Below are 23,119 nucleotides of genomic sequence, written 5' to 3'. Positions count from 1 at the left end.
AGGCTTATTTTAAATGCTCTAATATATCCTCGCAAACCTTTCTAGGTTCTTTTGCTTTATAAATAGGTCTTCCAACCACAATAAAATCCGACAAATTATCCTTAGCACACTGTATATCAGCTACTCTTTTTTGATCGTCTGAATTTTCTTTAAAGGGGCGAATTCCAGGGGTTAATGTGATAAAATTTGAATTAGTGTTTTCTTTTATCAACAAACTTTCATATACCGAGCAAACCATACCATCAAGACCACTTTCATAGCTAATTTTAGAAAATTCCTTAACAGCTTGTTTAATATCTTGTTTATATACACTAAAAAATTCTTGCTCATCAAAACTAGTTAAAGCAGACACAGCAAGCACTAAAGGTCTTTTGCTTAAAGTATTTAAACGCTCCATAATCGTACGCATAGCGCTTTTTCCTGCACTTGCATGGATATTGAACATATCCACATCAAACTTAGCAAGCTCTTCGCAAGCATCTGCCATGGTATTTGGAATATCATAAAGTTTCAGATCTAAAAAGATCTTAAAATTATCCTCTTTTTTAATCGCCTCTAAAAGCTTTATTCCATCTCTTAAATACGATCTAAGTCCTATTTTAACCCAAAGATCTAAACCTTTTAATTCTTTAGCTAAATTTATACACTCATCATAACTTGCTACATCAAAAGCCACGCAAAGTTTCATTGCACTTCCTTGTTGATTTTATCTAACACCCCATTGATAAATTTAGGAGCATTATCTCCTGCCATTTCTTTTGCAAGCTCTATAGCTTCATTGATGATAATCGCTTTTTGTGTAGAAGTAAATAAAATCTCATAAGCACCCAAACGCAAAATAGCCTTTTCTATATTAGCTACCCCATCTAATTTATGCTCTTTTAAACATTCATTAATTTTCTCATCAAGAAATGCAAGTTGCTCATTAATGCCATTATATAAATCTAGAGTGAATTTTCTTTGGTCATTGCGAATTTTTTTTTCATCTAAAAATTCATTGATAAAATCTTCATTTTCTTGATTTAACTGTGCTGCATAAAGCAAAGAAACTATACTTTGTCTTACTTGATGTCTAGTAGCCATTTTAAGCCTTAATTTTTTGAATTAAATTAAGCATTTCAACCACAGTAAGCATAGCTTCAAAACCTTTATTGCCTGCTTTACTACCCGCTCTTTCTATAGCTTGCTCTAAAGTATCAGTTGTTAAAACTCCAAAACTTACAGGTATATTAGCTCCAAGTCCTACGCTTGCTATACCTTTAGTAGTTTCAGCCGCTACATAATCAAAATGCGGTGTACTTCCACGAATTACCGCTCCAACACAACAAATTCCATCAAATTTTTTACTCTCACAAGCTTGTTTTAGTGCAAAAGGAATTTCAAAAGCACCTGGCACTAAAATAAGACTTAAGTTTTCTTCTTTACCCCCATGTCTTAAAAAAGCATCTTTAGCACCTTCAACTAAACGATCTGTGATAATGTGATTAAATCTTGCATTGATAATTGCAATTTTTTCATCACCTTTTAAACTTAAATTTCCTTCTATTATATTCATAATTTTCCTTTTTAAATAATTTCTTGAATTTTTAAAAGCGTATTTACGCAGTTTTTAAGTCTTGAAAGATCAAGCATATTTGGTCCATCACACAAAGCCTTACAAGGTTCAATGTGTGTTTCAAAGAAAAATCCATCCACACCTACACTAGCCGCAGCTCTTGCTAAAGGCTCTACAAATTCACTTTTGCCTCCACTACTTCCACCATTTGCCCCTGGCATTTGCACACTATGAGTAGCATCAAAAACAACCGGAGCATATTTTCTCATGATAACCAAACTTCTCATATCTACAACTAAATTTCCATAGCCAAAACTAGAACCTCTCTCAGCTACAAAAACACCATTTTCTTTGGCTATTTCAAAACCTTCTTCGTTAATGCCTCTAGTTTGTAAAATTTTAGCTACGCTGTATTTAATATCTTCAGGATTTAAAAATTGACCTTTTTTTACATTTACCTTAGCTTTTGTTTTGGCAGCAGCTACTAATAAATCAGTTTGTCTACACAAAAAAGCTGGAATTTGTAAAACATCTACAACCTCAGCTGCAATACTTGCTTGAGAACTCTCATGAATATCAGTAAGAATTTGCATGCCAAATTTATCTTTAACTTTTTGCAAAATTTCCAAGCCTTTTTCAAGACCTGGTCCCCTAAAACTATTAATACTAGTTCTATTTGCTTTATCAAAACTTGATTTAAAATAAAAATCAATTCTATCATCTTTTAAAAAGCATTCAAGCTCTTGTGCAACCTTAAAAACAAGCTCTTCATTTTCTATCACACAAGGTCCTGCTATTAGTATCATTTTTTTCATCATTTTTTTCCTTGTTTTTTATTATTTTACTTTATTTTTATTATTTTCTTCAAGAGGAAAAACAAAATTTAAAATAATAGCTGTAATCCCACCTGCTGCAATCCCTGAAGAAAATAAAGTTTTAAACCACATTGGCATAAATTCTAAAATATCAGGATTATTAGAAACTCCAAGTCCTATACCCAAACTCATAGCTATAATGATAATAGAACGACGGTTTAAATTTTCTTTAGAGATAATCCTAACTCCTGTTGCAGCTATAGTGCCAAACATTACTAAAGTTGCCCCACCTAAAATAGGCTCTGGAATTTGTAAAGTAATATCAGCCACAATAGGAAATAAACCCAAAATCATCAACATAAAAGCTACAATAAATCCTACATAGCGACTTGCAACACCTGTTAAAGCTATGACGCCATTGTTTTGCCCAAAACATGAATTTGGAAAAGTATTAAAAAAGGCTGAAACAAAGGAATTAAAACCATTTGCCAAAACTCCACCTTTTAATCTTTTTGCATAAAGCTCACCTTTAACTGGCTGATTTGAAACTTCACTAGTAGCACTAATATCACCAATTGTTTCTAAAGAAGTTACCATAAAAACCAAAATCAAAGGTAAAATGAGATTATAATCAATACTCAAACCATAGTGCAAAGGATCAGGTAAAAACATTAAAGGTAAATTTTCATTAAAATTAAAGCTAAAATTTTCAAATGTCATAGCCACCAAAAGCCCTATTATCATAGCTATAAATAAAGAAGAAATTCTTATATAAGCATTATTAAAACGATTTAATATAATAATACTTAAAATCACAACTCCGGCTAATAATAAATTTTGTAAAGATCCAAACTCACCACTTGCCTTAGCCGCAAATCCACCTCCTGCACTCACAAGACCAACATTAATCAAACTAAGACCTATAATCATCACCACTATACCTGAAACCAACGGAGAAATCACTCTTCTAATAAAAGGTAAAATTTGAGAAATAATCATTTCAGTAGTAGAGCAAAGCATTAAAGTACCAAAAATAGCCCCAAGCATTGCTTCTTGCGATAAACCATTATTTTTCAAAACAAGCCCGCCTAGTATAATAGGCGCAACAAAGTTAAAACTAGTTCCTTGAATAGATAAAAGTCCACTCCCTATAGGACCCCAAGTTTTAATCTGTAAAAGTGAAGCAACACCTGAAGCAAAAAGCGACATACAAATAATTCTAGCTGTATTAGTATCATCTATTCCAAGACCCTTGCAAATTAGCAAAGCAGGTGTAATTACAGCCACAAACATAGCCATTAAATGCACTAAAGCAGCAAAAAATGCTTTAGTAAAAGGTGGTTTATCTTCTAAACCATAAATTAAATCTGTTTTATTTTCCATTTTTTTCCTTTGTTTGTTTACTAACCAAAATAATTCCTCCTAAAATAATGCTAAAAATTCCTATAAAAACCATCAAACTAGGAAATTCATCTCCTAATAATATACCCAAAAACAAAGTAAAAACTACATCTATATAACTAACTCCCGCAACAACTCCTGCCTTTTTTGCAACCCCATAAGCCTTAGTAACATGAATTTGATACATTGCTCCAAAAATTCCCATTAAAACAATAAAAATCCAAGCTTTAAAACTAGGCATCACAAATGGAGCGATTAAAAAGTCAAGCTCTTTTATTTCATAAAAAGAACCTATAATCATAGATATTAAAGGCATCAAAGTGCCAATTAAAACAAAAGATAAAGCTATAAAAGGCGCTGGGTATGATTTTCTAAGCTCTCTTACGCTAGTTAGCGCCAAGGCTGCACAAAAACCGCTTAAAATTCCTAAAATACTATTTTTTAAATCAAAGCCTGAATGCGTAGTACTATCTGCAAAAGGCTGACAGATTAACAATACCCCTATAAAAGCAACTAAAATCCCAAAACAAGCTTTTAATCCCAAATTTTCTTTAAAAAATAAAAAAGCAATCAAAGCTATAAAAATAGGTGCTGTTTTTTGAAAAGCAAAAGCACCACCTAAGGAAATATTAGAAACATTATAAAAGAAAAGATATAAGGCAATCGTCCCTATAACACCTCTAAAAACAAGCAAACCTAAATGTCCACCACTTTTGTGAAAATTTAATTTTGAAAGCGCATAAAGCATAAAAGCTGTACCTATAATGTTTCTAAAAAACATAATTTCAATCGAGGATAATTCTTCGCTAAGAATTTTTGCACAAGCACCTACAAGTGCAAATTCTATGGAAGCAATAATCATAAAATATATACCTAAATTCTTTTTAACTATTCTTAACATATAAATTCCATATAAAAATTCTCGTTATTTTAGTCTTTTTTGCTTAATTTTAAGGCAATTTTTATATAATCACAAATAAAAATTTAAAAATGAGTATTAATGCAAAGTATTATTTTAATAGGAAAACCAAACGTTGGCAAATCAAGTCTTTTTAATAGACTTGCAAAAAAACGCATAGCCATAACTAGCGACATAAGCGGAACTACAAGAGATACTAACAAAATAGAGGTAGAAATTGATGGCAAAAAAGCTTTATTGATAGATAGTGGTGGACTTGATGAGAGCAATGAGCTTTTTAAAAATGTCAAAGCAAATTCGCTTAAAGCTGCTAAAAATAGCAATATTATCTTTTATATGGTAGATGGTAAATTTTTACCTGATGATGAAGATAAAGCATTTTTTTATGAAATGAAAAAACTTAACAAACCCATAGCTTTAGTAATCAATAAAGTCGATAACAAAAAAGATGAAGAAAGATCTTGGGAATTTTCTAATTTTGGAGTAAAAGAAGTTTTTAACATCTCTGTTACGCATAATATAGGCATTGATGAGCTTTGTATGTGGGCTGGTAAGTTTTTAAATGAAAGTTATTTAAATGCAGATGAAGAAGAAGATTTTGAAAGCTATTTAGAAAATTTTGACGAAAATAGCGGAGATTTTAAACTAAAAACCATCAATGAAAACCACATTAAAGTGGGGATTATTGGTAGAGTGAATGTAGGAAAATCAAGTCTTTTAAATGCTTTAGTAAAAGAAGAACGTAGCGTGGTAAGCGATATAGCAGGCACTACGATTGATCCTGTTAATGAAAGCATTATGCATAAAGATAAAATCATTGAGTTTGTAGATACTGCAGGAATTAGAAAACGCGGTAAAATACAAGGCTTAGAGCGTTATGCGCTAAATAGAACTGAATATGCCCTAGCTAATGCTCAAATTGCACTTTTAGTACTTGATGCAGCCGAAGGCTTTAACGAGCTTGATGAGCGTATTGCAGGACTTGCTGCCAAGCATTGTTTAGGTGTGATTATCGTACTTAATAAATGGGATAAAAGCGAACTTGATTTTGATAAAACCTTAAAAGAATTAAAACTAGATCGTTTTAAATTTCTAGCTTATGCACCCGTTGTGAGCGTATCAGCTTTAAGCGGAAAAAGAGTACATGTACTTTTAGATAAAATCTTAGAAGTTTTTGCCAATTTCACGCAAAAAATTCCAACTGCAAAATTAAATACCTTGGTAGAAGAAGCCACAAGAGCTCACCCATTGCCTCATGATTATGGAAAACTAGTTAAGATATACTATGCTGTGCAGTATGACTTAGCACCTCCAAAAATAGCTCTAATCATGAATAGACCAAAAGCTTTGCATTTTAGCTATAAGCGCTATTTGCAAAATCAAATTAGAAAACAATTTAATTTTGAAGGCGTTCCTTTGATTTTAGCTTCAAGAAAAAAAGGTAGCAAAGATGAACAAGAAGGATAATCTCCTTTTTGTAGGCTTTATGGGCTGTGGTAAAACAACCATAGCAAGGACTTATGCAAAAAAATATAATAAATTCTTTTTAGATACAGACAGTTTGATTAAAGATAAATTTAATCTTGAAATTAGTGAATTTTTTAAAACATATGGAGAGAAAAAATTCCGCAAAGAAGAAAAAAAACTTGTTTCTTTTTTAACTTGTGTGCAAAATTGCTCTATTGCAAGCGGTGGTGGTTTCATAGAACAAAAAAAAATAAAAAATATTGGTACTATTGTTTACTTAAAAGCAAGTTTTGATTATCTTTTACAAAGATTAAATAAAGAAGAATTAGCCATAAGACCCCTATTTTTAAACACAAGTGATGCCAAAGTACTATTTGATCAAAGAGTAAAAAAATACGAAAAAAAGGCAAATATTATCATAGGTATTGAAAATAAAAGTGTTAATGAGATTATTAAAGAAATCAAAAAAGAGGTAAAATGAGAGTTATTACAGGATTACAGCCAAGTGGAGATTTACATATAGGAAATTATTTTGGCTCAATCAAACAAATGCTAAATATGCAAGAAGAAAATCAAATGTATATGTTTATAGCAAATTATCATGCTATGACTTCAAGTTTTGACGGAGAAAAGCTCAGACAAAATTCACTCAAAGCTGCAGCAGCTTTTTTGAGCTTAGGGATTGATCCACAAAAAAGTGTGTTTTGGCTGCAAAGCGATGTAAAAGAAGTGATGGAGCTTTATTGGATTCTTTCTCAATTTACCCCAATGGGACTTTTAGAAAGGGCGCATAGCTATAAAGATAAAATTGCCAAAGGTTTAAATGCCAACCATGGACTTTTTTCTTACCCTGTTTTAATGGCTGCAGATATTTTACTTTTTAATGCTCAAATAGTTCCTGTAGGTAAAGATCAAATTCAACATGTTGAAATAGCAAGAGATATAGCCTTAAAAGTAAATAATGAATGGGGTGAAATTTTTACCTTACCTCAAGCTAAAGTTAATGACGAAGTTGCGGTAGTACCTGGTACTGATGGAGCTAAAATGAGCAAGTCCTACCAAAATACAATCGATATTTTTAATACACCAAAAGCTATTAAAAAACAAATTTCTTCCATTGTTACAGATAGCACAGCTTTAGAAGATCCAAAAGATTGGCAAAATTGCAATATATTTAAAATCGCAAAATTATTTTTAGACAAAACAGAGCAAGAAGCTTTAAAAAGTCGTTATGAAAAAGGTGGTGAAGGTTATGGACATTTTAAAATGTATTTAAATGAAATCATTAGTGAGTATTTTGCCTCAGCCAAGGACGAATATGAAAAATTATTAGCCAATCCTTCTAAAATTAAGGAGATTTTAGAATTTGGAGCAAGTAAAGCAAAAAAACAAGCTCAAGAAACAATGGAAAAAATTTATGCTAAAATAGGACTATAAAAGGAGTTAGAATGTTAGATTTAAAACTTTTACAAAATAATTTCGATGAAATTGCACAAAAATTAAAAGCTAAAAAAGTGGATGAAAATTTACTCAAAGAACTGAGTGATTTATTTGTAAATTTAAAAAAAGAAAAAGTACTTTTAGAAGAATTTCAAGCTTTTCAAAATAAATTTAGCAAAGAACTTGCAACAGCACAAGATAAAGAAAGTTTAAAAGTACATCTAAGTCAAAATAAAGAAAAAATTAATACTCAATCAAAAATCGTTAATGAGCTAGAAGAAAAACTAGAGCAAATTGCCCTAGCAATACCAAATACCCCTGATGATTGCGTGCCTTTTGGAGAAGATGAAGATGAGAATATAGAATTAAAAAAAGTTCTAACACCTCCTAGTTTTGATTTTGAAATCAAAGAGCATCATGATTTAGGAGAAAAATTAAATTGGCTTGATTTTACAAGAGGAGTTAAAATCTCACAAAGTCGATTTTGTGTGCTTAAGAACGAAGGAGCTTTACTGAGTAGAGCTTTAGTAAATTATATGATAGATTTTAATAGAAGCAGAGGTTTTGAGCTAGTTAATGTACCTTTTTTGGTCAATAGTGCAACTATGTATGGTACTGGACAGCTTCCAAAATTTAAAGATGACATGTATAAGGTAGAAAATGATGATTTATATCTCATCTCAACTTCTGAAATTCCAGTGACTAATCTTTATTCTAATGAAATTTTAACCCAAGAAGAATTGCCTTTAAAAATGACTTGCTATAGCGCTTGTTTTAGACAAGAAGCAGGAAGTGCAGGTAGAGATACAAGAGGAATTATAAGACAACATCAATTTGAAAAAGTAGAGCTTGTTAGTATATGCAAGCCTAACCAAAGCGAGTTAATGTTTGAAGAAATGCTAAATTGCGCTAGTGATTTACTAAGTTCTTTAGGTCTAGCACATAGACATTTGATGCTTTGTACTGGTGATTTAGGTTTTTCAGCTGCTAAAACAGTAGATTTAGAAGTATGGCTTCCATCGCAAAATAAATACCGTGAAATTAGCTCAGTATCAAATTGCAAAGATTTTCAAGCAAGACGTGCAAAAATTCGTTTTAAAAATGATAAAGGCAAAAATGAATTAGTTCACACGCTTAATGGCTCTTCGCTAGCTGTTGGTAGAACCTTGGTAGCTATTATGGAAAACTATCAAGAAAAAAATGGAAATATAAGAATTCCTGATGTATTAAGAAAATACTTTTAAGAGGAAACATGGCCGAAGAAGTAACACTTAAAGAACAAGACAATCAAGAAACGCCCTTTTCACAAATAGATGAAAATCCAGGAGTAGAAGAACAATCTATTCCTCCTGGGATGATACCCCCTGAATTAGAAGAAGAAAGTACTTTTCAAAGAGTAGAAGAAGAACCTCAACCACCACAACCTGAAGAGAAAAAAAAGCTTTTTGATAAAAAATTTATTATTTTAATTTCTACACTTGGAAGTTTTGCTTTAATATTACTTGTAGTTTTAATTTTACTTATAGCTTTCAAAGAAGATAAAAAAACTATTTTAAATGTTCAAGTTTCAGATGATAACACCAGTGCAAGCATCACAAAAGTAAAACAATCAGCATTGGATCTTGTAGTGCAAAAAGCTAATTTACTATATGAAAAAGGTGATGTCGAAAGCGCCTTAGAACTTTATAATAATATTAATATTTTCAACCAATCCTTATCTAGTTATAATCTTGGTGTAGCACAAATGAAACAAAAAGATTTTACCAGTGCGATTGAGAATTTTAAACAATCACTAGAATTAGAAGAGCATAAAGTAGCTGCAGCTATCAATATAGCTGTATGTTATTTTAAACTTGGAGATAGGGAGAAATTTAAATATTATCTTGACTTAGCAAGAGTGCATTTACCACAAGATTCGCAATCATCTTTGTATGATTATTATCTAGGCTTGATTAATTATTATCAAGGATTTTACCCAGAAGCTTTACAAATGTTTATGCGCTCAAGCAATATTAATGGATACCAAGGGGAGTCTTATTACCTTGGAGCAAAAATTTATGCATTATTAAATTCTGAACAAAATGCTATTAATTTTTTACAAAAGCAACAAGACTATGAAGCTAGCTTGCCTTTGGGTTTATTATATGCTAAATCAGGAGACTACCAAAAAGCCAAGGAGTATCTCGAAAGAGCATCAAAAATAGCAAATAACGAAATAAGAAGCAAAATAGCCTTGGCCTTAGTAGAATTAAAAACAGACCAATATGAAAGCGGTTCTCAAATTTTAAAAGCTTTGTATATTAAAGATAAAGATGTTGGCTCAAAATATTACAAAATAAAAACAAGATTAAAAAGAAATTTATCTAATATTGATATAGCACAACAAAATTTTGCTAAAAGATTGATTACAGGAAAACAACAAATATATGATTTACTATTTTATTTCTCACCTTACCGCGTTTTTGATGTTAAACAAAGTATGGAGCTTATCACAAAAGCTGATTTGGGAAATTTTCTACAAGGCTATGAATACGAAAATGAGCTGCTTGTTAAAAGCAAAGCCTTATCAGGTGTTAATATAGAATTATCTCATGCCATCGACTTAGCTTTTAACTATCACTTAAGAGAAGCAAATCAAGAATTTAAAAATTTAAGCGAAATTTATCATGCACATGATGTAATTCATTATAATCTTGCTCTAACTTATGCACAACTACAAGATTATAACAATGCATATAAACACTTTTCAACTGCTTATCATCTAAATCCGAAAAATTATATCGCAGGGATTTTTGCTATATATTGCATGGATTTAGTAAAAAAAGACTATACTAAATTAGCTAATGAGCTTTTAGAAAATTTACAAGTAGATAATAACATTGATCAAAATCATAACATATATAAATATCTACTACATTTAGCTAAAAATGATTTTACTGCAATAATTCCTTATTTAGATAATCTTTCAAACTCAAACAGCACCCCTTTGGAATTGATGTTTGCTATCATAGCTGCTAATGGAAACAATCTTGATACATTAAGAAATCAAAAAATTAAAGAACTGAAAGATTTGCTAGGTGAAGACATTATTAGCAATATTTTATATTTTAATTCCAAAAACATGAATCTTGATATCAAAGAATATGCCAAACAGGCACAAATGTATTTTTTATCCGCTAAACTTGATTACGATTCTTTATTTGGAGGTGCTGGTATAGTCAAAGATAGTTATGTAACTCTTATGCAAATCACAGGTTTACTTAATCATGTTAGAAATGATATTAAAAAAAGATTAGCTACTAGTAATAAAAATTCTATAGGCTTGATCTTTGCATTGGCTTATGTAGATATATTTGCAAAAGAATACCAAGAAGCTTACACACTTTATAACATCTTAATTGATGATTATAGAATTAAAGACGCACAAACATTGTTTTTAGCTGCAGTTGCTGCAATAGGATCAAACAATCCAAATTCAGCTATAGCTTTACTTGAACTTGCAAGGTTAGAAAATGAAGAAACTTTAGAAGCAAGGCTTGCCTTAGGTCTTTTATATCATGAAGTACAAAACCTAGAACCTGCTATGTTTCAATATGAAAAGGTAGGGAATAATTTTAAAAGTAAATTTTTTACTTTTGATATAAAAAATTAGTGTTTTCTATATTAGATAGGAAATACTAATTAATTTTCAAAAATATACTCGGAATAAATCATAAATTAATTTACTATAATATTAGGAAAAATCTTATGAAGCAAAATGGCTCCGGATGTAGGATTCGAACCTACGACCAATCGGTTAACAGCCGACTACTCTACCGCTGAGCTAATCCGGAAAACATAAATAAGAAATGGTATTATATAAGAAAAAAATATTCTTGTCAAGAGTTTTTTACAAAAAATTATATTTTTTTGTAAAAATTTACCCCTGCTAATTTTTTTACAACGACTTTATGCTCTTTAATTAATTTTTCCAACATATCTTTACTATGCTGACTAAACTTATTTTCTATATCAAATTCGCTTTGTGCTCTAAGCTGCAACATCTTCAAAAGTTCTTGGACATTAAAATCAATTTTTTCACCTTTATAATAACGTTTGGGAAGTACTATAGGCACACTAGTAATATACATACTTAATTCTTCCAATTTTTCTAAAGATACACCTTTAACAGGATACGCAGGCGGTCTATCAATAGTGCTAAAATCCACTCTTAATGGCTTTATTTTATCAAATACCTCATTTAAAGCCAGCATTTCCTCTTTACTATCATTTAACCCCTGCACAACCAATACTTCCATGATAAGTTCACCTGGAAATTTTTTCCCAAAAATTATCATTTTTTCAATCATTGTTTCAAGCTTGATTTGTTTTAAAGTCCTATCTATCCTATAAAATGTTTTTTCTATAGCACTATCAAGACTAAATTTAACTACATCAATATCCATTAGGGCATCAAATGCATTTATATTTAATACGCCACTACCATTACTTAAAATCAAGAGTTTTTTATCTTGTTTTATTTTATTTAACTCGTAAACCAATTCTTTTAAATAAGGATATAAACTAGGTTCACCATTTGCAGTTAGTGTAAGAAAATCAAATTTCACATTACTGGCTAAAGCTTGTTTTACTTGTTCTGTAATATCTTGAATTTTTGGATATATTAAAAATTTTTCTATAGGTTTTGCAGCTTGTAATTCACAATACACACAATCAAAATTGCATTGTTTTTGATTTGGACTTAAATCAATCCCTAAAGAAAGTCCAAATCTTCTTGAGCTTATAGGTCCAAAGGTAATTTTATTCACTTTTGTGATTTCTCTTGAACTAGCTTGATAAAATATTTAGCATTTTCAACAGGAATATCAGGCAAAATACCATGTCCTAGGTTAAAAATATGTGCACTATCTTGCATGATATTTAAAATTTTATCTACACCCTGCTCAATAGCTTTTTTATCATACAATCTACAAGGCTCCATATTACCCTGTAAAGTATATTTAGCACCTAGCTTTTCTTTTGCCAATTCTAAAGGCGTACTCCAATCTACACCAAAAACATCAAAATTTCCATTTATACCATCCAAAAATCCACTAACACCTTTAGGAAATAAAATCACGGGAATATGTGGATATTTTTCTTTAATAAAATCAGCAATTTCAAGCATGTATTTAAAAGAAAACTCAAAAAACATTTCTTTTTCTAAAGCACTTGCCCAACTATCAAATATTTGTATAGCATTAGCACCCGCTCTAATTTGCTCTTGAATGTAATGCTTTAAAGCTAAAGTAAGTTTAGATAAAATTTGATGTAAAAATTCAGGATTTTGATAAACTAATTTTTTGCATTTTGCATAATTTTTACTACCGCCACCCTCTATCATATAAGTAGCAATAGTCCAAGGACTTCCACAAAAACCAATCAAAGCTTTATCTTGTGCAAGTTTTTCTCTAGTAAGCGCTAATGCATCATAAACATAAGAAAGATTTTTAATACTTTTTTCAACATCTAATCTTTCCAAATCTTCCTTGGTTTTAATAGGATTTGAAAATACCGGTCCTTCACCTTTTTCAAATTTTAAATCCATGCCCATTTCTAAAGGCACCACCAAAATATCTGAAAAAATAATAGCTGCATCAACACCCAAAATATCTACTGGTTGTAAGGTAACTTCACTTGCTTTTTGATAGTCCTTACAAAGCGATAAAAAATCTCCAGCACTTGCTCTAACTTCCATGTATTCAGGCAGATATCTTCCTGCTTGACGCATCATCCAAACTGGAGTATAAGGGGTTGATTTTTTAAAACACGCATCAATAAAAATCATTTTTATTCCTTATTAATGATCACTTTTATGTAAAAAATAAAGTCCTACACAAAGAGCCAAAATAGAACCTGCCAAATAAGTCATATCCAAAACTGTATTAAGTTGCATTTGTAAAATTCTTTGGAAAAAATTTACAACTAAAACCATGATAATTACTTTTGCAAGCTTATCTTTTAGCTGATCCAAACTATGCACTTCTAAAACTTTTGACTGCTTTGTTTGTTTAAAATCCTCTATTTCACTAATAAAAAGCTCATAAATTCCAAAAGAAAAAATAAATAAAACCAAAGCCATTAAATATAAATCCACAGCTCCTATGATCAAACCAACAATATCTTCATGCAAATCCACCGTAGAATTTGGCAACATAAAGTATTCAAATACATATTTTAAAACTTTAATCACATCATAACTTGCGATAAAAAATAAAACAAAAGCCCCTATTAAACCAAAAATTACAGGTAAAATAGTAACCAAACGACTTTTAACTAATAAATTCTCAAAAAATCTTTCTAGCATTTTTCTCCTTTTAAACTAACTCTAGCCATTTTTGTGCAATACGCACTGCATTTGTAGCAGCTCCTACACGAATTTGATCAGCCACACACCATAAATGTAAAATATTTTTGTGATTAATATCACGTCTTATTCTTCCTACATAAGTTTCATTAGTATCACTTGTAAAAAGCGGCATAGGATATTTTTTATTTTCTACATCATCAATCACAACAACACTTGGTGCTTTAGAAAGTATCTCTCTAACCTTAGCAATATCAACATCTTTTTCAAAATGCATAGTAATGGCTTCACTATGACTTCTAAGTACAGGGACTCTTACGCAAGTTGCTGAAATTTCAAGTTTTTTATGTAATATTTTTTGCGTTTCATTCACCATTTTTAATTCTTCTTTAGTGTAGCCATTGTCACTAAAAACATCAATTTGAGGAATCAAATTTAAAGCCAGAGTGTATGGAAAAGTTTTTGCTTCAAATTCATCTAGTTTAAAAGCAAAAAAACTTTGCATTCCTTGAACTAATTCCTCCATACCTTCTTTACCCGCACCACTTGCTGCTTGATAAGTACTCACATCTACTCTTTTTAGATTAAATACATCATCAAGTGGTTTTAAAACATGTACCATTTGTATAGTAGAGCAATTTGGATTAGCAATAATCCCTGTTTTTTCCCAATCTTTAATATCTTCACTATTACATTCAGGAACCACCAAAGGAACATTCTCATCCATTCTAAAATGACTTGTATTATCAATTACCACAGCACCACATTCTACTGCGTATTTTGCATACTCAGCACTTATATTTCCTCCAGCACTAAAAAAAGCAATATCTACAGGATTTTCTTTAAAAACACTTGGAGTTAATTCTTTTACTTTATAGCTTTTACCTCTAAATTCTACTTCACTACCTGCACTTTTTGCACTTGCTAATGGCAAAATACTTTCAACTGGAAAATCAAGCTCATCTAAGACATTTAAAAGTTCTTCACCGACTGCTCCTGTTGCACCTACAATAGCTATTTTTTTCATTGTCCGTCCTTTTTAAGTAATATTGTATTTTTTCATTTTTTCACTAAAAATTTTCTCACTCATCCCTATAAGCTTAGCTGCTTCTGCAATATCTTGTGAATTTTTTAAAGCTTCTAAAATCAATTCTTTTTCAAGATTTTTAATATCTTTACTTTTTCTACTTTCTAAAAATAAATCTTGAGCACTAATCTCATCATTTTCGCTTAAAATGCAAGCTCTTTGTATAATAGAAATCAATTCCCTAATATTACCTGGAAAATCATAAGCTAGTAAAGCATCTTGTGCTTCTTGGCTTAAAGTTTTTTCATTAAAATCATATTCTTTACACGTATCAAGCAAGACCTTTTGTGCAATTTGCAAAATTTCTTCTTGACGCTCTCTTAGCGGTGGTATATTAACAGGAATAGTATTAAGTCTATAATACAAGTCTTGTCTGAATTCATTATCTGCAATCTTTTTTTCTATATGAGCATTAGTTGCGCTAATAATTCTTACATCAATCTTTATACTTTTAGTACTCCCTAATCTTGTAATTTCTTTTTCTTGTAAGGCTCTTAATAATTTTGCTTGAATTTCATAAGGCATTTCACCTATTTCATCTAAAAATAAAGTTCCTTCATTAGCAAGCTCAAACAACCCTATTTTAGTAGTATTAGCATCAGTAAATGCACCTTTTTCAAAACCAAAAAGCTCACTTTCTATTAAATTTGATGGAATCGCTGCCATATTAATAGCCACAAAAGGTTTTTGTGCTCTTTTTGAATTTTTATGCACAAAATTTGCAAAAACTTCTTTACCCACCCCACTTTCTCCAAAAAAAAGCACGCTTGCATCTGTTTTAGCAGCTTTAGTAGCTAATTTTAAACAATTTTCCAAAGCTTTAGAAGTGCCATAAAAATCTTGATTTTCTTCTTTTTTAATAGTCTTTTTATTTTTTTTAGAGGTCTTTTCTTGAATTATTTTTGCGCGTTTTATCGCAGTTACTAAAGTATTAATATCGAATGGTTTTACAAGAAAATCCTTTACGCCAAGTCTTACCGCTTCTATAGCACGATTTAGTGTTGCATTACCTGTAATAATAATAAAATCATATTTATTCTCACAAGCTTGTACAAATTCAATACCATCCATGCCCGGCATATTAATATCTGTGATAATCAAATCAACATCATCGTTTAGTTTTTTTAAAGCTTCAGTTGCTGATTTATAAGATTTTATAGCAAATTCCTCATACTCACTCAAAGCAATTTCGAGTGATTTTCTCATATTTATATCATCTTCAACTATAACCAAATTCATTACATACCTTAAGCTAAAATACCTTTTTTAGGACCACTTTTACCATGGCATTCTTTATATTTTTTACCACTACCACAAGGACAAGGTGAATTTCTAGGCACTTTGGTAATTTGCGCTTCACCATTTTCATCAACACCGCTTTCTGTGGTATTAGCTAAGAACTGTTCATTTTGCTCGTGGCTTTTTTCTTCAAAATTTTGTGCTACTTTTTGAGTAAAAACTACATTAAATAGCAATTTTAAACTATCAAATTTAATACGCTCAACAAGTTCCATAAAAAGGTTATAACTTTCTTTTTTATATTCCACCAAAGGATCTTTTTGGTTATAACTTCTTAAACCTATACCAGTTTTTAAAATATCCATTTGATATAAATGCTCTCTCCATAAATTATCTAAAATTTGAAGATATAAAATTCTTTCAATTCTTCTAGCCTCCTTATCTTCAATAATATTCATTTTATTTTTGTAAGCTTGCTCTAAAATTTCACTTAATTTATTTTCTACTTCAATTACACCCAAATCTTTAAAATCAGCTTCGCTAAGCTCAAGATTGCATTCATAATTTACTTTTTGTTTTAAGCTTTCAAAATGCTTAACATCATCTTCAAGTTCTGCATTTAGATAAATTTGACTTACTAAATAATTGCTATATTCAGCAATATTTTTTAAAATTTTATCTTGCAAGTCAAATTCTTCATCTAATAATTCATTTCTATAATTATAAATGGTTTTTCTTTGCTCATTAGCCACATCATCATATTCAAGCAAGTGTTTTCTGCTTTCAAAATGCAAGCTTTCAACTTTTTTTTGCGCATTCTCAACAGCTCTTGTAACGATACGACTTTCTATATGCTCGCCCTCTTCTATACCTAATCTTTCCATGATATTTTTAATGCGATCACCACCAAAAATTCTCAAAAGATTATCCTCTAAACTTAAATAAAACCTACTTACACCAGGATCACCTTGACGCCCTGCACGCCCACGAAGTTGATTATCTATTCTTCTACTTTCATGGCGTTCAGTTCCTATGATATAAAGCCCTCCTAAAGCTCTTATTTCATCATCTATTTTTATATCAACCCCGCGACCTGCCATATTAGTAGCTATAGTTACTGCACCCTTTTTACCCGCATCTTGAATGATTAAAGCTTCTTGTTCATGATTTTTAGCGTTAAGCACATGATGAGGAATACGTTCTTTTACAAGCATATTATGAAACACTTCACTTCTTTCAATACTTGCAGTCCCCACTAAAACCGGTTGACCTTTTGCGTTTGCTTTTTTTATCTCTTCAATAACTGCTTTAAATTTTTCTTCTTGCGTTTTATAGATTAAATCATCTTTATCTATTCTTGCAACCTGTATATTTGTAGGTATAGAAACAACATCTAAATTGTATATTTGAGAAAATTCTGTTGCCTCAGTTTGTGCAGTACCTGTCATACCTGCTAATTTTTTATACATTCTAAAATAATTTTGAAAAGTAATATCTGCTAAAGTTTGGCTTTCTTCTTGAATTTTAACTCCTTCTTTAGCCTCTAATGCTTGATGCAAACCATCACTAAAGCGTCTTCCCTCGCTTAATCTTCCCGTAAATTCATCAACAATTACAACTTCTTTATCTCTTAATACATAATGCACATCTTTTTCAAATAAATTATGTGCTTTTAAAGCCTGATCAAGCTGATGGGCTAATATTGCATTATCTAAGCTATATAAATTTTCTACTCCAAATAATTTTTCTGCCTTAGAAATTCCAGCCTCTGTAATCATAATAGTTCTATTTTTCTCATCAACAACAAAATCACCACTTGGCAATTCTTGAGGAGTAGCAGCCGCTTGGCCTTTTTGCATTTGTTTTGCTACTTCATTTGCTTTAATATAGCCATCTAAAGTTCTATTTGTAGGCCCGCTTATAATAAGTGGAGTTCTTGCTTCATCTATTAAAATACTATCTACTTCATCAACTATAACAAAATTATGCTCTCTTTGTACTTTTTCAAGCTTTGAAAATTTCATATTATCGCGCAAATAATCAAAACCAAATTCATTATTTGTACCATAAGTTATATCGCACTCATAAGCTTTTTTATGTGCCTCGTCACTATTTTGCTCTGAAAGTATCACACCTACACTAAAACCTAAAAAATTATAAATGGCACTCATTTGCTCTGCATCTCTTTTAGCCAAATAATCATTTACAGTAACTACGTGCACACCCTTACCACTCATAGCATTTAATACAACAGGTAAAGTTGCAACTAAAGTTTTACCTTCACCGGTTTTCATTTCAGCAATTTTTCCCTCATGCAAAACCATACCACCGATTAATTGCACATCAAAATGGCGCATATTAAGCGTTCTTTTTCCTACTTCTCTAACTATTGCAAAAACATCATTTAGTATTTGGTCTAAAGTTTTTTCTTCTTTTTGAATTTGTGTTTTAAAATCTATAAAATTTTGTTTTAATTCATCATCACTTAAATTTTGGTATTTTGATTCTAAAGCATTAATTTGCGCAACTCTTTTTAAATATTTTTTTACTTCTCGATCGTTTTTTGTGCCAAATATTGCTTTAAATACACTAGAAAACATTTTTTTACCTTTAATTACAAAAATATATGCTAAATTATACCTTGATTTTAATTAGAACTATATAAAATTTTATTTGCATAAATTTTATATAATTTGCAAAATTTTTAAAGGATAATTATGAAATATTTTATATGTTTAATGATATTTGCTTGTAATATTTTTGCTTTTGATATAAATTTTAAAAATTTTAGCAGCGATTTTGAACAAAAAATACAAAGTAATAATTCTTCGCTAAATTACAAAGGAAATTTTATTATCACTCAAAACAAAGCCTTTTGGAATTACACTAAGCCAAATAAAAAACAAATCTATATCAATCATAAAGAAGTTGTTATCATAGAGCCTGAATTAGAACAAGCCATTTATACTCAATTGCAAAATTTACCAAATCTTCAAGCAATTTTTAAAAATGCAAAATTAATATCTCACGAAAGCTATGAGGCAAAATACGAAAATATCACATATAATATCAAACTAGAAAACGGTAGCCTTAATAGCATTTCTTATAAAGATGAATTGGGAAATTTAGTCAGTATTTATTTTTACAATCAAAAATTTGATCAAAATATTGACGAAAATATTTTTACACCAAAAATCCCAAGTTATTTTGATATAGTCCAATAATCAAAATGGTATTTCTTTAAATAAATCTTGCTCTTTGCTTGGTGCTAACATTTGCATTTGCGTATTTTCCATAGTTTTTAAAATCATATCCATGGACTCTTTGCTTGCATTGACATCTTGATTAAAACTTATATTGCTATCTTTAACACTACTTATTTGAGTAATATTCATATCTTTTGGTTGGGTGTTATTTTGATCTGAAGTTTTAGTAACTTTAAGAGTATTTTGATTTTCTTCTTGCTTAGCAGTTTCTTTTGAATCTTCATCCTTTTTTTCTAAATCTTTAACAAAACGCTTCAGTTCTTCTAAATCAAATTGGCTCACTGAATTAATTTTTAAAATATAAATGTTTTTAATTTGAGTTTTATATTTTTTATTACTAAATTTAAGTAAAGTTTCTTTGAAATTGTTTTTACCTACTTCTGTGAATAAATCTTCATAAAAATAACTAGATATTATAGTATTTAGAGCATCTATAATCTTTTTCTCTTCTAAATTTTCCCCTTCAAAATCTAAAGTTATTTCAATCTTTTTTAAAGTATTATTACCAACTTTTGAATACAAATCTGTTCTAAAATCCTCTATACTTAAAGAATTAGCATAAATGCTATAAAAAGAAAAAAATAAAATTACCGCCCATCTCATAATCACTCCCTATCTTCTTCTAAATTTATAAACTTTTCTCGTAGATAAAATTGCTTTACCTCTTTATCAAATTTTAAAATTTTTAAAAAATAATCTTCAAAAGGCATTTTATAATTATATATGATTTTTAAATTACTTGGATTAATAGCTCTTGATAAACATACATATAATTGTCCTTTTTCAAAAATTCCACCAATATCACATATTAATTTATCTATACTCATACCTTGAGATTTATGGATTGTTATAGCATAAGCCAGTTTTATAGGGAATTGAACAAATTTAGCTTTTATCTTAACTTCCAGTTTTTCATATTTGTCCAACTCATACTCTTCTAAGGTATATTCGTATGGTTTTAATTTCAATCTTTCGCCATTGTTTTTTTCTATCAGAATACATTCTTGCTCTTTATCTTTTATAAAATCTAAAACAATACCCTGCTCTCCATTATAATAATTTTCTTCTTTATTGTTCACACAGAAAATAATCTTAGCCCCTATTTTTAATTTTAACTCACTCAAAGAATTAAGTCCATTAATCCACTGCTCATAAGTTTTATCATCCAAAGCATAATCTAGCTTTTCAACTTTTGCCTTAAATATACTTTCTTTGCCTTGTAAAAGATTTAATTTTTCAGTATTAATATAATTAGTTTTTTTATTTGTAGCGCTTAATAAAGTATATTCATCCATATACTCAAGTAAATTTTCTGAACTGATTAACATTTTTTTAAAGAAATTTAGTATTTCTTTATTTACTTCACCCATCCTAAGAAAAAACAAATACTCATAAAATTGTTTATCTAAAGTTCTTTTTGTAATACTAAGTTTTATATTAATAAATTTAAGATCATTCCAAGCTTGTGAAGAAAAAGCATATAAAGTATTTTGAAATAAAGTGTTTTGACTTTTATTTTCTTTATACTTAATCACGGGTGGTAGTTGAAAAAAATCTCCAACTAATAAAATTTTGCCATTAAAATCACTTCTTGTTAGTCTATAGTAAATCATTTCCATCAATGAAGCACTTACCATAGAGATTTCATCAATAACCAATAAATCACATTGCTTTAAAATTCTATTTAATTTTTCTAGTTTATCTTTTTGTTTCCTATCTTCATAATATAACTCATCATAATTTTGACATCTTTTAAAAGCAAAAAAACTATGTAAAGTAATTCCACCTATATTAAAAGCACTAAGACCTGTAGAACCCAATACTATAACAATTTTCCCTTGCATTCTATAAGATTTTATAAGTTCTGTAGTCAAAAACGACTTACCAACTCCAGCTCCACCACTTAAAAATACATTATTATTTTTTAAAAAATCTCTTAACTTATTTAATACCATATTGGTATTATATTTTATATCTCTTTTTATTTTCTTAACATATAGTATATTTTTTTAAGCACCCAAATACACTACCAATACATTCTTTTTCACTATTATAAATTCTAATCATATAAAATCATACTCTTACTTTCAAACAGCTACCACCAAACAAAAAATTATATTAAAACTGACTCAAAAAAATAACTACATTAATCTTTACTGAGCATATTTATTTTAAAGTACAACACTAATAATTTTACTTAACTATAATACAAATAATATAATATTAACTAATCTATAATTTTATAAAACCACAGCACTATTTAATTCAAATATCAATCTTTCCAACCTAAACAAATAACAATCTAAGTAATAACTAACAATAAAATAACAACCAACCCCAACCCATCAAATAAGCCATTAAAACAATTCAATAACTAACAACACAAATCTAAGCCATAAAAAATAACTAAAACAATCAAGCTAACCAAACAACCAAGAAACACATAAAAACCCAATTTATCAGATTAATAAAAAACCAAAAACATAAGCAATAAAAACTAAAAAACCAAATTTATCAAACTCGCTATAAACATTTTAAAGCTAAAACGACTAAATCCCCAAACAATATAAAACCAAAAGCTAAATCACTAAAAACACAAACAACTAAAAACAAGAATAACAACCATAAAGAATAAAAATAAGAATAAAAAAATCATAGCAATAAATTAAAAAAATAAAGAATAAAAATAAATTAAAAAATCAAAGAAATACAATTAAATAAAAATCACAAAAAATAAAATAATAAACCTAAAAACCATAAAATAGAATAGATTAAAAAAACAATAAAAATTTAAAAATAAAAATCAATAATAAGTAAAAGAATAAACCAATTTAAGGATTAAGCCAATAAACAATCAAATAGCATATAAAACTAAATTTTATAAAATAATAAAAAATAACAATAAACATCCTACCTAATCAACACAAACTAATTAGAAATTTTCACAAGCTAACCAAGCTAATCCACCACAAGCAGTAAAAACTAAACCACTAAATAATTCATGATCGCACCATAAAAGAAATAAAAGAAATAAAAGAAATAAAAGAAATAAAAGAAATAAAAGAAATAAAAGAAATAAAAGAAATAAAAGAAATAAAAGAAATAAAAGAAATAAAAGAAATAAAAGAAATAAAAGAAATAAAAGAAATAAAAGAAATAAAAGAAATAAAAGAAATAAAAGAAATAAAAACTATCTCTAAAGAAAAAACAAATAATAAATCAATTAAGGATTTAACTAAGTAATAAGTAAGAATAATAAAAGAATTAACAAGTCCGCAATGAGCTACTTTCCCCCTGCCAGTAAGGCGTAGTATCATCACCCACGATGTGCTTAGCTTCTTGGTTCGGGATGGAGCAAGGCGTCTCCACATCTGTATAATCACGGACATTGTTATTTAAATATTCTTCGGAAGATTTAGTTTAAAATAAAACTTTACCTTTATATTTTTTGCTTTTTTTCTTCTTTTACTTATCTTTCATTTTTGATAAGCTTTTATAAAAAATACTTAAAAAACAATGTTAAGAGCAAGTTCCAATATAAACTTTACTTGTAAGATTTTATAAGCTAAATGTAGTTTTCATAT

At 29.3% G+C, this 23,119-nt stretch carries 20 protein-coding genes, 1 tRNA gene and 1 rRNA gene; 6 read left to right on the top strand and 16 right to left on the bottom strand.

The window, feature by feature from the left end:
* Positions 1-4: 4 nt before the first annotated feature.
* From pyrF to EL235_RS02785, 6 genes are read right to left on the bottom strand one after another with little or no spacing between them, the layout of a single operon-like run.
* Complete coding sequence (pyrF, locus tag EL235_RS02810) at positions 5-688, bottom strand: orotidine-5'-phosphate decarboxylase (RefSeq protein ID WP_039625629.1); 684 nt, start codon at positions 686-688, stop codon at positions 5-7.
* Positions 685-1,083 (bottom strand): transcription antitermination factor NusB, encoded by a 399-nt coding sequence (gene nusB, locus EL235_RS02805; RefSeq protein WP_039625627.1) that lies wholly within the window; start codon positions 1,081-1,083, stop codon positions 685-687. The genes pyrF and nusB overlap by 4 nt, the downstream gene beginning before the upstream one ends.
* A 1-nt stretch (position 1,084) precedes the next feature.
* A complete protein-coding gene (gene ribH / locus EL235_RS02800) occupies positions 1,085-1,555 on the bottom strand; it encodes a 6,7-dimethyl-8-ribityllumazine synthase (RefSeq protein WP_039625625.1) in 471 nt (156 codons plus the stop codon).
* A gap of 11 nt (positions 1,556-1,566) precedes the next feature.
* Positions 1,567-2,370 (bottom strand): 3-deoxy-8-phosphooctulonate synthase, encoded by an 804-nt coding sequence (gene kdsA / locus EL235_RS02795; RefSeq protein WP_039625623.1) that lies wholly within the window; start codon positions 2,368-2,370, stop codon positions 1,567-1,569.
* A gap of 21 nt (positions 2,371-2,391) precedes the next feature.
* Positions 2,392-3,753 (bottom strand): uracil-xanthine permease family protein, encoded by a 1,362-nt coding sequence (locus tag EL235_RS02790; RefSeq protein WP_039625621.1) that lies wholly within the window; start codon positions 3,751-3,753, stop codon positions 2,392-2,394.
* Positions 3,743-4,672: a DMT family transporter gene (locus tag EL235_RS02785; protein ID WP_126340759.1), complete on the bottom strand. Its 930-nt coding sequence runs from the start codon at positions 4,670-4,672 to the stop codon at positions 3,743-3,745. The genes EL235_RS02790 and EL235_RS02785 overlap by 11 nt, the downstream gene beginning before the upstream one ends.
* A gap of 99 nt (positions 4,673-4,771) precedes the next feature.
* Between EL235_RS02785 and der the strand changes: the two genes are divergently transcribed.
* The 5 genes from der to EL235_RS02760 are packed head-to-tail and all read left to right on the top strand — an operon-like array spanning position 4,772 to position 11,249.
* Positions 4,772-6,157 (top strand): ribosome biogenesis GTPase Der, encoded by a 1,386-nt coding sequence (der, locus tag EL235_RS02780; protein ID WP_114640179.1) that lies wholly within the window; start codon positions 4,772-4,774, stop codon positions 6,155-6,157.
* Positions 6,141-6,638, top strand: coding sequence for a shikimate kinase (locus EL235_RS02775; RefSeq protein ID WP_039625616.1), 498 nt, complete (start codon positions 6,141-6,143; stop codon positions 6,636-6,638). Before der ends, EL235_RS02775 begins: the two co-directional genes overlap by 17 nt.
* Positions 6,635-7,594, top strand: coding sequence for a tryptophan--tRNA ligase (trpS, locus tag EL235_RS02770; protein ID WP_126340758.1), 960 nt, complete (start codon positions 6,635-6,637; stop codon positions 7,592-7,594). The genes EL235_RS02775 and trpS overlap by 4 nt, the downstream gene beginning before the upstream one ends.
* 11 nt (positions 7,595-7,605) lie before the next feature.
* On the top strand, positions 7,606-8,841 hold the full coding sequence (gene serS / locus EL235_RS02765; protein WP_126340757.1) for a serine--tRNA ligase: 1,236 nt from the start codon (positions 7,606-7,608) through the stop codon (positions 8,839-8,841).
* Positions 8,842-8,849: 8 nt separating this feature from the next.
* A complete protein-coding gene (locus tag EL235_RS02760; protein WP_126340756.1) occupies positions 8,850-11,249 on the top strand; it encodes a tetratricopeptide repeat protein in 2,400 nt (799 codons plus the stop codon).
* A 106-nt stretch (positions 11,250-11,355) separates the two neighbouring features.
* On the opposite strand, the gene EL235_RS02755 is transcribed toward EL235_RS02760, so the two are convergent.
* From EL235_RS02755 to secA, 7 genes are all read right to left on the bottom strand, one after another.
* Positions 11,356-11,430 (bottom strand) — tRNA-Asn (locus tag EL235_RS02755).
* A gap of 66 nt (positions 11,431-11,496) precedes the next feature.
* Entirely contained in the window at positions 11,497-12,405 is a 909-nt protein-coding gene (locus EL235_RS02750; RefSeq protein ID WP_080750153.1) for a radical SAM protein, read from the bottom strand.
* Positions 12,402-13,424 carry a uroporphyrinogen decarboxylase gene (hemE, locus tag EL235_RS02745; protein WP_114640174.1) on the bottom strand — a complete coding sequence of 341 codons (1,023 nt, stop codon included), beginning with the start codon at positions 13,422-13,424 and terminating at the stop codon, positions 12,402-12,404. The genes EL235_RS02750 and hemE overlap by 4 nt, the downstream gene beginning before the upstream one ends.
* Before the next feature lie 12 nt (positions 13,425-13,436).
* Positions 13,437-13,943, bottom strand: coding sequence for a YqhA family protein (locus tag EL235_RS02740; RefSeq protein WP_012661246.1), 507 nt, complete (start codon positions 13,941-13,943; stop codon positions 13,437-13,439).
* Between the two features lie 10 nt (positions 13,944-13,953).
* Positions 13,954-14,970 carry an aspartate-semialdehyde dehydrogenase gene (locus EL235_RS02735; RefSeq protein ID WP_039628142.1) on the bottom strand — a complete coding sequence of 339 codons (1,017 nt, stop codon included), beginning with the start codon at positions 14,968-14,970 and terminating at the stop codon, positions 13,954-13,956.
* A 12-nt stretch (positions 14,971-14,982) separates the two neighbouring features.
* A complete protein-coding gene (locus EL235_RS02730; RefSeq protein WP_039625606.1) occupies positions 14,983-16,269 on the bottom strand; it encodes a sigma-54-dependent transcriptional regulator in 1,287 nt (428 codons plus the stop codon).
* An 8-nt stretch (positions 16,270-16,277) separates the two neighbouring features.
* The gene (gene secA, locus EL235_RS02725; protein WP_126340755.1) at positions 16,278-18,869 is read right to left on the bottom strand and encodes a preprotein translocase subunit SecA; all 2,592 of its coding nucleotides are present in this window, start codon (positions 18,867-18,869) and stop codon (positions 16,278-16,280) included.
* A 117-nt stretch (positions 18,870-18,986) separates the two neighbouring features.
* Here secA and lolA point away from each other — a divergent pair, with 117 nt between their 5' ends.
* Entirely contained in the window at positions 18,987-19,493 is a 507-nt protein-coding gene (lolA, locus tag EL235_RS02720) for a LolA-like outer membrane lipoprotein chaperone (protein ID WP_126340754.1), read from the top strand.
* Here the strand turns inward: lolA and EL235_RS02715 are convergent, their stop codons facing one another.
* The 3 genes from EL235_RS02715 to rrf all read right to left on the bottom strand — a co-directional run bounded on the left by EL235_RS02715 (position 19,494) and on the right by rrf (position 22,922).
* Positions 19,494-20,138 (bottom strand): flagellar basal body-associated FliL family protein, encoded by a 645-nt coding sequence (locus EL235_RS02715; protein WP_052243255.1) that lies wholly within the window; start codon positions 20,136-20,138, stop codon positions 19,494-19,496.
* A gap of 2 nt (positions 20,139-20,140) precedes the next feature.
* A complete protein-coding gene (locus tag EL235_RS02710) occupies positions 20,141-21,490 on the bottom strand; it encodes an ATP-dependent DNA helicase (RefSeq protein ID WP_126340753.1) in 1,350 nt (449 codons plus the stop codon).
* Between the two features lie 1,315 nt (positions 21,491-22,805).
* Positions 22,806-22,922, bottom strand: a 5S ribosomal RNA gene (gene rrf / locus EL235_RS02705).
* Positions 22,923-23,119: the final 197 nt, after the last annotated feature.

The organism is Campylobacter lari (assembly GCF_900638335.1).
Taxonomy (GTDB): domain Bacteria; phylum Campylobacterota; class Campylobacteria; order Campylobacterales; family Campylobacteraceae; genus Campylobacter_D; species Campylobacter_D lari_E.
This window is presented reverse-complemented; position numbering and strand designations above follow the sequence as displayed.